The sequence below is a fragment of the Pseudomonas sp. WT-JTC genome, assembly GCF_056711565.1.
This window is the reverse complement of the sequence record NZ_CM160042.1, coordinates 3,136,668-3,151,215: the sequence shown is the minus strand read 5'-3', so window position 1 is coordinate 3,151,215 and position 14,548 is coordinate 3,136,668. Positions and strand designations below refer to the sequence as shown.

Genomic DNA, 14,548 nt, shown 5'->3' with positions numbered 1-14,548 from the left:
CCTTATTCCTCGGTCAACGCGGAGCCTGCCCGGTCGAGCAGCGGTTTGAACAAATAATTGAGGAGCGAACGTTCACCGGTACGCACGAACATCTCCGCTGGCATGCCGGGCTTGATCACCAGGCCATTGAGTTTCTCCATGGCCTGGTCACTGACGCTGCTGCGCAGCACGTAGTACGGTGCGCCGGTTTTCTCATCGAGCAACTGGTCGGCGGAGACCAGGCTGACTTCGCCCGGTACACGCGGGGTGCGGCTCTGGTTGAAGGCGGTGAACAGGATATCCACCGGCAGGTGCGGACCGACCTTGTCGATCAGGTTGACCGGCAGGTGCCCTTCCACTTCCAGGCGCGTGTCCTGAGGTACGATCTCCAGCAGGTTGTCGCCCTGACGCACCACTGCGCCTACCGTGTGCACCCCCAGATTGACCGCAATGCCGTCAGCCGTGGCAATGATCTCGCTGTGCTGCAGATCGAACCCGGCGGAGTTCAACTGTTCTTCCAGCGTCACGCTTTTGAGCTGCGCTTCGGCCAGTTGGGTGCGTACTTCTTTCTGGTACTCCTCGATATGCTGTTGCAGCTTCAAGCGAGACTCGACAATACCCTGCTCCACCCGGCCGCTTTCGCCGAGATTTTCTGCCAACTGTTGTTGCACTTGCGACAGTTGCCGCTGGTACTCCATCAACCGATTGCGCGGGATGTAGCCGTTTTCCGCCAGTGGCGTCAGATTGCTTAGCTGTTGTTGCAGGGAATCGGCTTGAGCGTTCAAGTCGGTACGGGCGCGGCGCATGCCGGCCAGTTGCGCGCCGGCGCCTTCGATGCTGGCGCGCAACGCGGCCTGCTCGCGGGCGAATGCATCGCGGCGGCTGCTGAACAGCTGGCGCTGGCCTTCGAGCACCAACGCCAGACGCGGGTCGGGGTCGTTGCTCAACTCGGCGGGGAAACTCACCTGCTTGAGGTTGTCCCGCTCGCTTTGCCAACGGGCAAGGCTGGCCCAGGCCATGCGGTACTGCGCTTGCAGCGATTGCACGTCCGCGGCGACCTGAGTCTGGTCGAGCCGGAACAGCGGCTGGCCCTGTTTTACCCGCTGGCCTTCGCTCACCAGTATCTGGCTGACCACGCCGTTGCTCATCGACTGCACGGCCTTGCGCTTGCCCGAGACCACCACTGTGCCCTGTACCGGTATGCCCTGGTCGAGGGGGGCCAGGCTGGCCCAGGTGAAGAAACTGCCAGCGCCGACAATCGCCAGTATCCAGCCCAGGCGAGCGAAGTAACGCGCGTCGCGTTCAGGCTGTCCAGCCAGGTGGTCGTGCTCCATCGTCGCTTCGTTTTGAGGGTTTACCTGGCTACGGCTCATACGCCCGAACTCCTTGTCGCGGGCTGAGACTGCCAGCTCATGCTGAGCCCGCCCGGCGCTTGCGCGGTTTTTTCATGTTGTGCTTGCTGAGCCCCCGAGAGTGCCTTGAGCACGTCCTGGCTCGAACCAAACGCCTGCAAGCGCCCGTCGTTGAGCACCAGCAACTTGTCGGCCTGGGCCAACGCGCAAGAACGATGGGTCACCAGGATCACACTGGTGCCCTGGGCCTTCATTTGCACAATCGCGCTGGCCAACGCCGCTTCACCCACGGTGTCGAGGTTGGAGTTCGGCTCATCCAGCACCACCAGGCGCGGCTGGCCGTACAGCGCACGGGCCAGGGCCACCCGTTGTTTCTGCCCGCCGGAAAGGCCGCTGCCGTCTTCGCCGAGCGTGGTGTCGTACCCCTGCGGCAGGCGCAGGATCAGTTCATGCACCCCGGCCTGCTGTGCGGCGGCCACGACGCTATGTGGATCGGCCTCGCGGAAACGCGCGATGTTTTGCGCGATGCTGCCGCTGAACAACTCGATGTCCTGCGGCAGGTAACCGATGTAAGGCCCGAGGTCGTCGCGGTTCCAGCGATGGATGTCCGCACCGTCGAGCCGCACAGTACCGCCGAGCGTCGGCCAGACACCCACCAGTACCCGTGCCAGTGTCGATTTACCGGAACCGGAAGCACCGAGCACGCCCATTACCTCACCCGCAGCGAGGCTGAAACTGACCAGGTGCAGGGTCGCCGCCCGTTGCCCCGGAGGCGCCGCGCTGACCTGCTCAAAAGTGATCTGGCCCTTCGGCGCCGGCAGCGCCATGGCCTCGTCGCCCGACGGGAAGGCTTGCAGCAAGGCGTCGAGACGGCGGTAAGCCAGCTTGGCGCCGCTCCACTGCTTCCATACGGCGATCAACTGATCGATAGGACTCAACACACGGCCCATCAGGATCGAACCGGCAATCATCATTCCGGCGGTCATGTCACCCTTGATCACCAGCAACGCGCCAAGGCCCAGCACCAACGATTGCAGGCACAGGCGCAGGGTTTTGCTCAAGGAACTGATGACGGCGCCCGTGTCGCTGGCCTGGTTTTGCAGGCCGAGGAACCGTGAATGCACCTGGAACCAGCGATTGCGCAACGCCCCCAGCATACCCATGGCCTGAATGGTTTCGGCGTTATGCAAATGGCTGGTGGCCAATTGGCTGGATCGCTGGGAACACGCGGCGGCTTCACCCAGCGGTTTTTTGGTCATGGACTCATTAAGCCAGGCCAGCGCAATCAGTAACAAAGCCCCCGCCGTGGCAAAAACGCCGAGCCAGATGTTGAACAGATAAATCACCAACAGGTACACCGGGAACCACGGCGCATCGAAAAACGCGAACAACGCAGGGCCGGTGACGAACTGGCGAATATGTGTCAGATCCCCCAGCGCCTGTCCCGCATTGCCTTCGCCTTTGAACAGGTTGCGCTCGAACGCCGCCCGATAGACCCGCAGATTGAACCGTCGCTCCAACTGACTGCCGATACGGATAACGATGAAACTGCGGACAGCTTCCAGCAAACCGATAAAGGCAAAGAACCCGACAATCATCAGCGACAACATGACCAGTGTTGTTTCATTCTGCGAAGACAGTACCCGGTCATAGACTTGCAGCATGTAGATAGAGGGCGCCAACATCAGAATATTGATCAGGGCGGTAAAACAACCGACGCTGATCAAGATGCTCTTATAGTCCCCCAGTGCCTTGATTAATGGTGCGGTGGCTGGGGCCTTCGCCATCTTCATTGGTTATTCCTGAGCTGATATTTATCGCCACGCGTGGGCGAGGTTCCAGTTAACTGTCCACACACGGTCGAGACATTGTTTGCCCGTTATCGTTTACAAATAACGAACAATGTTTTGTGATCGATAAAGTGCCGGGGGATTGCGCTGACTGCTTTTGCGGCTATCGCGTCGACCGCTTGAGGGTAATGGTCTGCCCCGACTGCAAAGTGCCTTGATAAAGCCCTTCGAACTGGCGGCTGAAGAACAGGATTTTTGAGCCTTCCCTGCCGGTGATTGCAATGCCGTCCGGTTCAGGAAACCAGCCGATTGCCTGCTCCCCAAGCCAGGCGGTAAAGCAGTCCGCGCCGGCGCCCAGGGTCTGGTTTGGCTGAAGCTCGATCAAGCAATCATTCGACGCAACGAACGGTGATTTGTCCGTGTCTTGTGCGGCATTCAACGTGGCCAGCCAATTGCCAGCCAACTCCGACGGATCCGCCAGTTTCAGACTGCTTGCCATGGTTGCATCTCCAGTAGAAATCATCAGCGCTGCCAGAAGCCACGCGCTTGCCTTGCGGGAAAAGACGCTGTGCGTCATAGGTTTTTGTACTCCGGGCCGCAACCCTGCTTACGGTAAGAGAGCGGCGCATCGAGCGCCGCCCTCCTTGTTCACCTCACATCAAGCCACGATGTCCGAGTACGCCGCCTGGCCCACGGTACTGACCAGGAAATCAGCCACGCCATGCCCGGAGAAGTCGACCGACAACAAACTGTTGCCGCCCGAGGTGCTGAGCACCGCATCGCCCACCGCCCCGGTGAAGGCGCTGACAAAGTGCAGGCCCGCGCCGCTGGTGATGCCGGTCAGGTCGATCTTGTCCAGACCGCTGACAAAGTCGAGGATCTGGTCGACCGTACCAGGCCTGGAGTCACTGCTGGCCGCAAACACGAAGGTGTCCGAACCTGCGCCGCCCCACAGTTTGTCCGCGCCGCCAGCGCCGTAAAGGATGTCGTTGCCGGCACCGCCTTTGAGCTCGTTGGACACGTTGTTACCGATCAGCAAGTCGTTGCCCGAACCGCCAATGGCGTTCTCGACGGTGACACCCTTGGCGATGGAGACGTTACCCACCAGGCCGCCGACGTCCGAGAACGACGTTTCATTGAGGTTGATCTTCTGGTTCTGGGTAAACCCGGAAAAGTCCAGGGTGTCCTTGCCGCCTGCATCCCAGACCGAAAACACCACCTTGTCCGCCGACGAAGACGCGCCAAGGAAGTCGCGACCGGCGTTGGAGTTGAAACCGTAGGTAGTGTCGCCGGTGCGAGTGGTGGTGTTGGCACCGTAGAGCTGCTGGATGGCAGCGATATCGTCAATCAGCGGGCCGGACGCGTAGGCTTCGACGCCGCCCTTGCTGAAGTTCTGACTGGTGTTGCTTTCACTCCAGTAGCTCATGACGCTGTAGCCGCGGGTGTCTTGCCCGTAGGACGCGTCATTGTAGGTCGGTGCACCCTCGCCGGCGTTGTAGTCGCCGGGGTGGGCCAGGCCCAGGGAGTGGCCGATTTCGTGGGTCAGGGTTTGCCGGCCATAGTTGTTCAGGTCCGGGGTCTTGTTGGGCGTGTAACTGTTGTTGATCAGGTACCAGGAAGTCCCGTCGTAACCGGCCCCGGTACCAGGCAGGTAGGCAAACGCAGCCGCGCCGTCCTGACCGCCGCTGTAGTTGCCGAAGGTCATGTGGCCATCGCCGCCGCTGGCCTTATCTGTGAAGGTAACATTGGCCACGTCGGCCCAGGATTGCATGGCAAGCACGGCCTGGGCTTTCTGCTGCGCGCTGAACTGACTGAACCCGGTAATCCCGTGTTTGTACATCGTGCTGGACGATGCCGAAGTCAGGAAGGTATAGGTCAGCTCTATTTTGCCGCTACCATCCTTGTCCTGGTAAGCAGCGCCGTCGCGCAGCAATTGGTTGGCTGCCTGATCGACGGAGAACGACGGTTTGCCATTGACCGTGAGGTTGCCGCCCCGATCATACTGCTGGCTGAAACTATTGATCTGATTAAATGCAGAACTGCTTGCCGCCAATGCTGACAGTGGCAACAGCACCTGTTCGGCGGAATCAATAGCGTGATCTTTTACTTTCGACATAAACACACTTCCTTGTTTAGCTATGGAACAGTTTTTTGTCAGATAGCGACGATCCCTGGCGAGATCGTCCTATCACTCGCCCATTGAAGGCGTAGGAAAACTGACACAATTAGAAATCAAACGTCCACTACTTTTTTGACGTCAAATTTGTGCATTCAGGAATGTGCCCGTAAACAGTGGGTTTACTGAGAAAGTATCGAGTTGAAAAATATTAGACGGGAGTTATTGTCGGACAATCGACAATTTAATTATTAAATATAGGTAAGTTTCCGGGCACTCGAATCGTCCGACTATTTATGTTTAATCCGTTAAACATTCCAATGAGGTGATCACCTCTGAATACCGGGTTATCGTTCTTCGCGAGCAGGCAACGAATGACCATCAGGCAATAACCATTTCAGCTCCGCAAAGGCTGCACAACCGGCGTTGTCGCCCCACTGGAACCCTCCCCGGTGTGGCAGGTTTTGCACACTGCCTTAAACTGCGATACAGCCCATGAACGAATGACGGTGCAAGGGTTCGATGGATTGCCTTACACCACGGGCCTCACGAAATGATCCGGGTGAAGCCGACATGAAAATGGTCACGCCACTTCTGGTCTCTGTGCTCGCCGTCAGCGCGTGCGTGACGGCGAGCCTGTGTGACGCCGCCACAAAGACAAAGGCCAAGCCAAAGCCCTTGCCAACGTACAAAACCAGTTTCGATTGCGCCAACCCCCAGGCATCCGCCGAAAAACTTGTCTGTCACGACGCGCAACTGGCGCGCATGGACCTGGAACTCGATCGTCTTTATCTCCTGGCGCTCACCGATGACCATTCAGTGCCGCGCCCGGATAAAGTCGAGATTGATCAGCGGTTCTGGATGGAGTCCCGTAACCAGTGTGGTGGCGGGACTCAAGCCAAGGCGTGCGTCATCCGAAGTTATGCCGAGCGTGCGTTCCAGCTGCGCCAGGGCTCGGCCATTGCGAGAACCAAGGACCCAAGCAGGCTCACGGAAGGCCCGGTGGCTTATCGTTGCGCAGGGTTTAACGCATTGGTTGCTGCGACCTTCTTTACGGTCGAACCGGGCGTTGTGTTCCTGAAATGGGCGAACACCTCCATCACCCTGAACCAGGTGCCGAGCCATTCCGGAACCCAGTACACGGGCAAGGATTACAAAGGCAACTACAGCTTCTGGCAAATCGACAATGACGTGTTTTTGCAGATTCCCGGCTCAGGCCAGATGAGTTGTGCAGCCGAGCCGGTCAGTTGATGACGATGGCATCGGGACGTCCGGTCCCGATGTCCGCTCAACGCTTCAGCTGCCGGTACGGATCTTGTTCCAGACCCGGGTACGCACCCGGTCGATGTTCAGTGGCATCGCTTCCAGCGCAAACAGCTTGCCCATCATTTCAGGACTTGGGTAAACCTTGGTGTCGTTCTTGATCGCAGGGTCGATCAGGCTGTCGGCTTTCTCGTTGCCATTGGCGTAATGCACGTAGTTGCTGACGCTGGCCATGACGTCCGGGCGCAGCAGGTAGTCCATGAAGGCGTAGCCAGCCTTGTCGTCCGGGGCGTCGGCCGGCATCGCGACCATATCGAACCAGATCGCTGCGCCTTCCTTGGGAATCGAGTAGCCGATGTCGATTCCATTGTTGGCTTCCCTGGCGCGGTTTTCCGCTTGCAGGATGTCGCCGGAGAAACCGACCGCGACGCAGATGTCGCCATTGGCCAGGTCACTGGTGTACTTGGACGAGTGGAAATAGCTGACATATGGCCGCACTTTCATCAGCAGCGCTTCGGCCTTTTTGTAGTCTTCCGGGTTCTTGCTGTGATGCGGCAAACCGAGGTAGTTCAACGCGGCCGGCAGCAGTTCGGGGCCGTTGTCGAGGATGGCCACGCCGCACTTCTGCAACTTCTGCATGTTCTCGGGCTTGAAGATCAGGTCCCAGGAATCCACCGGGGCGTTGTCGCCCAGCACCGCTTTGACCTTGGCAATGTTGTAGCCGATGCCGGTGCTGCCCCACAGATACGGGAAGCCGTGCTCGTTGCCCGGGTCGTTGGTCTGCAATGCCTTGAGCAATACCGGGTTGAGGTTCTTCCAGTTCGGCAACTGACTCTTGTCGAGCTTCTTCAGTGCGCCGCCTTCAATCTGCCGGGCCATGAAGTGGTTGGACGGAAACACCACGTCGTAACCGGATTTACCGGTCATCAGCTTGCCATCGAGGGTTTCGTTGCTGTCGTAGACGTCGTAGGTGAAGCCGATGCCGGTTTCTTTCTGGAAATTTTTCGTGGTGTCTGGCGCGATGTAATCCGACCAGTTGTAGATTTTGACGGTTTCGGCGGCCTGGCTGATGGATGCAACCAGCATCAGCGGAGCCAGAGTCAGGGTCTTTCGGATCATGAGTCGATTCCTGTAGAGGTTGTTGTTATTGGCAGGCAATCAAAAGATCAGCTTTCAAATTTCAAAAGCATTCAAAAAATCAAAACGTAGGTCTTGCGCACGGTTTCCTGGATGTCCCAGATACCGAGGCTATTGGCTGGCAGCATCAGCGCGTCGCCGGCCTCGATGTGCATCGGTTCGCCGCCGTCGGGTGTGAAGGTGCAGCGGCCCTGGATGAAGTGACAAAATTCCTGGGCGACGATCTGCCGCCGCCAGCGCCCGGGCGTGCATTCCCAGACACCGGTCTCGACGCCGTCGTCGCGTTCGACGCTGATGGTCGAAGCCACGGCCACGGGAGTCCCCAGGGGCACGGCGACCGGGTTGGACTCTTGCAGTTTCAGGGTTGCGGTGTTCTTGAATTGTGTGATGCTCATGGGAATACCTGTCGATGTAGCCTGTAGATGAAGAGCGCGCCGCTCAGTGCATGAAACCTTCCATGAAACCGGCAACCCCGCTGGCCAGCTTGCGCCGCCAGGGTGCAGTGGCCGGGTTGGCCAGGGTCTGGTCCTCATGGACAAAGCTGCGGATGATTGCGTTGTAGCCGAGCCAGCGGATGGGTTCCGGCTCCCAGGCCCTGAGCGCGTCCAGGCCTCGCTGCGGGATGACCCACGGTTGGCGTACCAGATCGGTGTCGCGCCCCAGGATCAGGTCGGCCAGCGTCCGTCCTCCCAGGTTGCTGGCGCCGACGCCCTCCCCGCCATAGCCGCCCGACAAGGCGATGCCGTTGACCCGGTCGCAGAGCATGTGCGGCTTGAAGTGCCGGGACATGCCCAGGTTGCCGCCCCAGGAATGGGTGATCTGCACGTTCTTCAACTGCGGGAACAACTCGCCGAACAGATAGCGCCGCAGCTCTTTTTCATCCGTGGTCAGGTCGAAGTCGTGGCGCAGCTTGCCGGCGAACTGATAGCCGCCCCGGGCGCCAAAGATCAAACGGTTGTCAGCGGTACGCTGGCCATAGGTGACCTGGCGACTGGCCTCGCTGAACGCCTGGCCGCGGTTCAGGCCGATTTCGTCCCAGGTGGCCGCAGACAACGGCTCGGTCGCGACAATCAGGCTCTGCACCGGCATCTGATAACGCCCCAATGGCGGCAAGGTGACGGAGTAGCCTTCTACCGCCGGCACTATCCAGCGGCTGCGCACCGAGGCTTTCGCCGTGCGCAGGCTACCGGACTGCCAATGGGTGACCGGGCTGTTTTCGTAAATGTTGACCCCCAGCCGCTCAACGGCCCGGGCCAACCCGCGAACCAGCCTGGCCGGGTGGATGGTCGCAACGTGCGGTGCGTAGATACCGCCATAGGGTTTGGCGACGCGGATCTGTTGCGCCAGTTGTTCCGGGCTCAGCCAGCGATAGTGGCTGTCGTCGAGGCCCTGGCGGTGAAGATCGTCCAGGTAGCGGCGAAGGCTAGCCTCCTGCTCCGGATAGCGCGCCGCGCAATACAGCACCCCGCCTTTACGGTAATCGCAGTCGATGCCCTCGCGTTTGAGGACAATCTCCACTTCATCCGGAATGCTGTGCAGCAAATCGTAGGAAGCGCGGCGCTCTTCGACCGCAAGATCGGCCAGCAGGCGATCTTCACCCAGCAAATTGCCCATCAGCCAGCCGCCATTGCGCCCCGACGCGCCGAAACCGGCGGTTTGCGCTTCGACGATGGCAATGTTCAGTTCAGGTTTCTGCCGCTTGAGGTAGTACGCAGTCCAGAGGCCGGTGTAGCCCGCGCCGATGATTGCCACATCCACATCCAGATCCCGCTCCAGCGCCGGACGCGCCAATAGCGGCTCGTCGAGCTGGTCCATCCACAAACTGATAGTGCGCCACGCCGGCATGCAAGACTCCGCCACTCAAACTTCGATGACGTCGATCCTAGTGCGTGGGCTCAGGGGCTGTCTTGCGCGCGTGCACGCAAAGAAATTTGTTTGACGTAGGCCTTGGGTGACTGGCCGGTGTGCTGGCGGAAACAGCTGTAGAACGCCGACAGCGAATTGAATCCGGCGGCGAAGGCCAGTTCATCGATACGCAATGGCGGTGTGGCGGCATCCAGCGCTGCAAGCAAATGTTGCAGGCGCGCCTGGTTGACGTAGCGATAGAAACTCTGGCCCAGCACCTGATTCAACAGATAGGAAATCTGATTGCGGCTGTACCCACACTCCTTCGCCACCCGTTGCAGATCGAGCTCCGGGTCAAGGTACGGCTGTTGACCCTGGAAATACTGCTGCAGGTCATCGGCCATGAAGCTCAATTGGCGAGGCGACAGGCCGAGTCGGCTGACCGCCGGACGCTGGTTGCCGGAAGTCTTGCTGCCCGGTTGCTCGTGCACCAGTGAAGCATATTCATTGACCCGCCAGATCAGCCCGTCCTTGACGGTGATCGCTTCGCTGGCGCGGAACGACACCAGGCCTTCACCACCGCGCAAGGTGATTCGGTATTGAATGAACGCGGTATTGCCGTCCAGACGAATGCGGTCGGAGTGCTCCAGTGCTTCATCCGGATCCCGGGGCATGCTGCTGCGCACGTATTCGCGCAGTTCGGCCAGGCCCATGACCCGGTTCTGGAAAAAGTCGTTGTACTGGACTTCGGGGTGATAAAGCGCCATGACGCCATCCAGATCCCGGTGCTTCCAGCGCAAGTGATAGCGCATGACCGTCTCGCCCGTGGCCTGGGTTTGCAACGGGCCATCATCATCGGCGTGCATTGGATGTCTCGACGGGAAAAAACCGAGCTTGCCCAACTTCCTCTATGTCTTCAACGACTAAACAGAGGATGGCGGGTACCCGCCAATGGCGAACAAGACTGAGCTGAATCAAAACAATGGCAGCAATCGCCAAACGAACTGAAAAATCCACATTTATTTCACATCCGGATGCTACTTTTAAAAACTGTCACTGGTTGAACCAATGAAGGTTCTCCCCCCTACCATGAGCTAAAGGAAGCGCTCGAAAATGAAGGCGGGCAACACATGAATAGAGGGTTCAGTAAAGTCACGTTTCCAAACGCCTGCCAGCTGATGCGCTGGCATTTTCATCCCATGGGTTTCGAGGCGAGCATGGACGCGCCGGGCAGTATGATTGCCCGTCTTTTTGACCGTGCCACTGGCGAGACCATGATCGCCATTGCCGGTATTCCATGCGCCACCGTCATGAATGCCGCGGATGTAGAACGAATAATCGAAGCAGTAGAAGATGAGCTTGAAACCTTCACCCCACCGGAGGCCTTCAGGAGTTACGCCTGAAGGCTCGGTTGTTGAAAGGCCCACTTTATGTGGGCTTTTTGTTGAACGCTGTACCTGTACCTGTACCTGTACCTGTACCTGTACCTGTACCTGTAGGAGCGAGCTTGCTCGCGATGGACTCAAGGGCGCTGCGTTTAGTCAGTAAACACGCGGCATCGTTAACGACCATCGCGAGCAAGCTCGCTCCTACACCTACAGAAGTCAGGCGGTGATTTGGCTTTTACGCTGGTCGGCAAAAAACGCTTTGCCCTTGCCGATCCGGTCGGATGCCTTGGGCAGGTTCGCGGCCTGGGAGTCCTGCGCATCGACGTACCAGTAGCAATGGCTGACAGCGCGGGTGATACCCACATACGCCAGCCGCAGGATCTCGTCCTTCTGGGCGTTGTCGTAGGGTTCACTGTCACCGGCCTTGCACAGGCCCGCCATCCGGTAGACCTGATTTTTGTAGGGCGAACTGGTGAGGTGCTGGCAGTCGCCGAGCAAAAACACCGCATCGGCCTGGAGGCCCTTGGCGCTGTGATACGTCAGTTGCTTGAGCCTGCGCGCCTCATGCGGCAACCTCGAATCAACATTAACTACAGACTGAATATGCTCTTCTATCAATAACTTATCGCTGCTTTTTCGATAAAGCATCAAGATTGAATCGCCCTTTCGATAATGCTCCATCAGGCGTTGGGCCATGCCTTGGTCATCGCGATCGAGGACGTTCACTGGCAACAAGGCCTTGGGTTCACCGCTGGCCTTGGCTTTCTTGCCGGCAATCGCCGGTGCCGCGCGCACGATGTGCTCGGCGGCATCAATGATGTGCTGATGGCTGCGATAGTTGTCGCTGAGCATGACCTTGGTGGTACTTGGCGACGGGAACTCCTTGTTGAACTCCATGAAGTAGGTCGGCGAACTGCCGCGCCAACCGTAGATGGACTGCCAGTCATCGCCCACACAGAGCAGCGAGGAACGCTGGGCTGCGCGTCCGACGTGCATGGCCGGTCCGCGACTGCGGATCTCTGCCAGGCTGGCCCTGATCCAGGAGACGATCTGCGGCGAGACGTCCTGAAATTCGTCGATCATCAGGTGTGACAACGGTCGCAGCAGCTCATCGCCGAGCAGTTTGAGATTCTCCGGCGAATGCTCGCTGAACAGGGCAAACATCCGGTTGTAGGTCATGATCGGCGGTTTCTGATCAAGCAAATGATCTTCCAGCGCTCGCCAGTAAAGGCTCAAGGCCTCGAAGAAGAACCGGTCGGGATCGTCCTTGGCGAAACTCATCCGGGCCACGGCGTCCGGCACATCCAGCCCGAGGTTCTCGATGAACCCGGCGGCAGCGACAAAGCAATCCAGCAGCGGTGCAGAGGCGAGCTCGCCCTTGACCTTGTAATCGAAGCCCGGTCCGGCGCTGGCATCGCCGGCAAGCGAGGCTAAAACACGTTTTGACGATTCGTAACTATCTAGCCATATCAATGGCTTACGACAGAAAGCTTGAAACAGGGTGCGCTTTACTGCCCACTCTGCGCGCACCGACAGCTTGGCGTTTGGTCGCGTGACCTGCGGGTTTTCCCGAGGATCGAACCCCAGTACAACCCACGCATCCAGAGTCGGGATGTAGCCGTGACAATGGAATTTTGAACCGTTGATATCGAACGACTGACGTTTCGGTTCGATCCCCTTGATGGGCCAGGCACCGGCGCGAAACCACAGGTCTTCAATGGCGTCGCACAGTTCTTCATCGCGCTTGGCCGCCAGTTCGGTGACGCCCATGCGTTTCTGCACATCCGGGTGATCGCGCTCCAGCTCCCTGAGTTGCAAGGCATGCCGGGACAAGGGTTTGATCAACTCGCGAAAACGTTCATTGTCACTGTGCAGGCGGTGATAGCAGGCGTTGAGCTGTTGGCGTTGAGCGTCGTTGATGCGCAAATCGAATGGATTGCTGTCGACCTCCTCGTCCCCCTGCGCTGCCCGCAGGCTGAGGTTTTCGAAGGCCTGCAAACGCTCGAAACCCGGAAGACTGCGCACCATCGGCAGGATCCGAGAGTGGAAGGTGCGCACCAGATCCCGCGCCTCCTTGAAACTGATCGCTCGTCCCCAGAGCGCAAACAGTTCGATCAGCTTGTTGATGAAGTCCTTGCGCGACTCACGGGTGAAGGTCACCACCGTCATTGAGCTCAGCTCGAAGCCAAGATAATGGGTCAGCAGCAGGATACGCAGCACCAGCGTGGTCGACTTGCCTGCGCCGGCACCCGCGATCACCGAAGTGGACGGCGTGTCGCTGAAGATCATTTTCCACTGTGCAGTGCTGGGTTGGGCATGGGCTGGCAACAACCGGGCGACATCAGCCTTCATGCGCTTCTTCAACTCGGCGCTCAACGGCAGGCGCCAATCGTCGAACAACAGGTCGTCGACATTCGGTGGTCGGTGTTCAGTGGAGCGCGAGTCGCGGATCAGCAGGACCTGTCGACCCTCCTCCAGCCCTTCGAGCTTGCCTTCCTTATAGCCGTAATCGACCCCGGCACTGTGACCGCTGCGAAAACCGTCGGCCTGGCCATGCAACCACGACGCCCGATGCTGTGCGTGCAGGCGGGTCAGGCTGTAACCGAAGAATCGGGCGAGCAATCGCTTGATCAGCGGCATCTCGGCCAAGGGGCGAAGTTCGGGCGGGAGATCGGGGGTGTGTTGCGGCACGCGGACTGACTCCAGGGTGTGAGGCTGTTGAGCGCTATGGTGTCTGCATTTGCCGTTGAGTTCTAGTCAATTGCTTATGACTCATTGGCTTATGCGATGAAGTGAAGGTTGGATGAGAAACTTTCGAGGTTATTTCATATCAATCCATTCGATGGGAATGCAGCATTTTTTACGCTTTTTATCGATTGTTGGCTGTTGGATGATGGCTGTCATCACTCACCGGTCTCGCTTCATGGCCCAGGCGCCTCGCACCATGACGAACCTTTTCTGGAGACGATCATGCTTGAACTCAGACCTTTCAACTCGCTCGGCGGTGCTCACCACGGCTGGTTGGATGCTCACCACCATTTTTCGTTCGCCGAATACTACGATCCCAAGCGCATGAACTGGGGCAACCTGCGGGTCTGGAATGATGACGTGATCGCTCCCGGCACCGGTTTCCCGCAACACCCGCACCGTGACATGGAAATCATCACCTATGTCCGCGAAGGCGCAATCACCCACCAGGACAACCTGGGCAACAAGGGCCGTACCGAAGCGGGTGACGTCCAGGTCATGAGCGCCGGTACCGGGATTGCCCACAGCGAGTACAACCTGGAAGCGACGCCGACCAGGATTTTCCAGATCTGGATTATCCCGAATGAGTCCGGTCTGGCGCCTTCCTGGGGCGCCAAACCGTTCCCGAAAGGCAACCGCGAAGGTTTTGTCACCCTGGCCAGCGGCAAGGAAGGCGACGATCAAAGCCTGCGTATTCGCGCCGATGCCCGGCTGGTAGCGGCCAACCTGAAGGCCGGCGAAACCGCCGAGTACCACTTGGACAACAGTCGTCGCGCCTACCTGGTACCGGCCACGGGTGTCATTGAGGTCAATGGCTTGCGTGCACAAGCTCGAGACGGTGTAGCCGTTGCCGACGAGCCCGTGTTGCGGGTGACTGCCATCGAGGACAGCGAGATCGTTCTGGTGGACCTGGCTTGACCTGCTGAACGC

The 14,548-nt window shown here is 58.9% G+C and carries 12 protein-coding genes; 3 read left to right on the top strand and 9 right to left on the bottom strand.

The features are described 5' to 3' along the window. Positions 1–2: 2 nt before the first annotated feature. The 4 genes from AC06G5_RS14460 to AC06G5_RS14445 all read right to left on the bottom strand — a co-directional run bounded on the left by AC06G5_RS14460 (position 3) and on the right by AC06G5_RS14445 (position 5,237). Positions 3–1,313: an HlyD family type I secretion periplasmic adaptor subunit gene (locus tag AC06G5_RS14460; RefSeq protein WP_413422869.1), complete on the bottom strand. Its 1,311-nt coding sequence runs from the start codon at positions 1,311–1,313 to the stop codon at positions 3–5. Positions 1,314–1,348: 35 nt separating this feature from the next. Beyond that, positions 1,349–3,124 carry a type I secretion system permease/ATPase gene (locus AC06G5_RS14455; RefSeq protein WP_413422767.1) on the bottom strand — a complete coding sequence of 592 codons (1,776 nt, stop codon included), beginning with the start codon at positions 3,122–3,124 and terminating at the stop codon, positions 1,349–1,351. Positions 3,125–3,284: 160 nt separating this feature from the next. Further along, the gene (locus AC06G5_RS14450; protein ID WP_413422769.1) at positions 3,285–3,698 is read right to left on the bottom strand and encodes an AprI/Inh family metalloprotease inhibitor; all 414 of its coding nucleotides are present in this window, start codon (positions 3,696–3,698) and stop codon (positions 3,285–3,287) included. A gap of 81 nt (positions 3,699–3,779) precedes the next feature. Then, the gene (locus AC06G5_RS14445) at positions 3,780–5,237 is read right to left on the bottom strand and encodes a serralysin family metalloprotease (protein WP_413422771.1); all 1,458 of its coding nucleotides are present in this window, start codon (positions 5,235–5,237) and stop codon (positions 3,780–3,782) included. Between the two features lie 573 nt (positions 5,238–5,810). Between AC06G5_RS14445 and AC06G5_RS14440 the strand changes: the two genes are divergently transcribed. Next, positions 5,811–6,488: an MliC family protein gene (locus tag AC06G5_RS14440; RefSeq protein WP_413422773.1), complete on the top strand. Its 678-nt coding sequence runs from the start codon at positions 5,811–5,813 to the stop codon at positions 6,486–6,488. A 45-nt stretch (positions 6,489–6,533) separates the two neighbouring features. Here the strand turns inward: AC06G5_RS14440 and AC06G5_RS14435 are convergent, their stop codons facing one another. The 4 genes from AC06G5_RS14435 to AC06G5_RS14420 all read right to left on the bottom strand — a co-directional run bounded on the left by AC06G5_RS14435 (position 6,534) and on the right by AC06G5_RS14420 (position 10,348). Further along, entirely contained in the window at positions 6,534–7,619 is a 1,086-nt protein-coding gene (locus AC06G5_RS14435) for a polyamine ABC transporter substrate-binding protein (RefSeq protein WP_413422775.1), read from the bottom strand. Between the two features lie 71 nt (positions 7,620–7,690). Continuing rightward, a complete protein-coding gene (locus AC06G5_RS14430; protein ID WP_413422777.1) occupies positions 7,691–8,032 on the bottom strand; it encodes a cupin domain-containing protein in 342 nt (113 codons plus the stop codon). A 43-nt stretch (positions 8,033–8,075) separates the two neighbouring features. Further along, positions 8,076–9,482: an NAD(P)/FAD-dependent oxidoreductase gene (locus AC06G5_RS14425; protein ID WP_413422779.1), complete on the bottom strand. Its 1,407-nt coding sequence runs from the start codon at positions 9,480–9,482 to the stop codon at positions 8,076–8,078. Between the two features lie 50 nt (positions 9,483–9,532). Next, positions 9,533–10,348 (bottom strand): helix-turn-helix transcriptional regulator, encoded by an 816-nt coding sequence (locus AC06G5_RS14420; protein ID WP_413422781.1) that lies wholly within the window; start codon positions 10,346–10,348, stop codon positions 9,533–9,535. A gap of 264 nt (positions 10,349–10,612) precedes the next feature. Here AC06G5_RS14420 and AC06G5_RS14415 point away from each other — a divergent pair, with 264 nt between their 5' ends. Then, positions 10,613–10,885 (top strand): DUF1652 domain-containing protein, encoded by a 273-nt coding sequence (locus AC06G5_RS14415; RefSeq protein WP_413704883.1) that lies wholly within the window; start codon positions 10,613–10,615, stop codon positions 10,883–10,885. A gap of 201 nt (positions 10,886–11,086) precedes the next feature. Here AC06G5_RS14415 and AC06G5_RS14410 read toward each other — a convergent pair whose 3' ends face one another. Further along, entirely contained in the window at positions 11,087–13,561 is a 2,475-nt protein-coding gene (locus tag AC06G5_RS14410; RefSeq protein ID WP_480459753.1) for a UvrD-helicase domain-containing protein, read from the bottom strand. Between the two features lie 279 nt (positions 13,562–13,840). On the opposite strand from AC06G5_RS14410, the gene AC06G5_RS14405 reads away from it, so the two are divergent. Then, entirely contained in the window at positions 13,841–14,536 is a 696-nt protein-coding gene (locus AC06G5_RS14405) for a pirin family protein (protein WP_413704885.1), read from the top strand. Positions 14,537–14,548 lie beyond the last annotated feature (12 nt).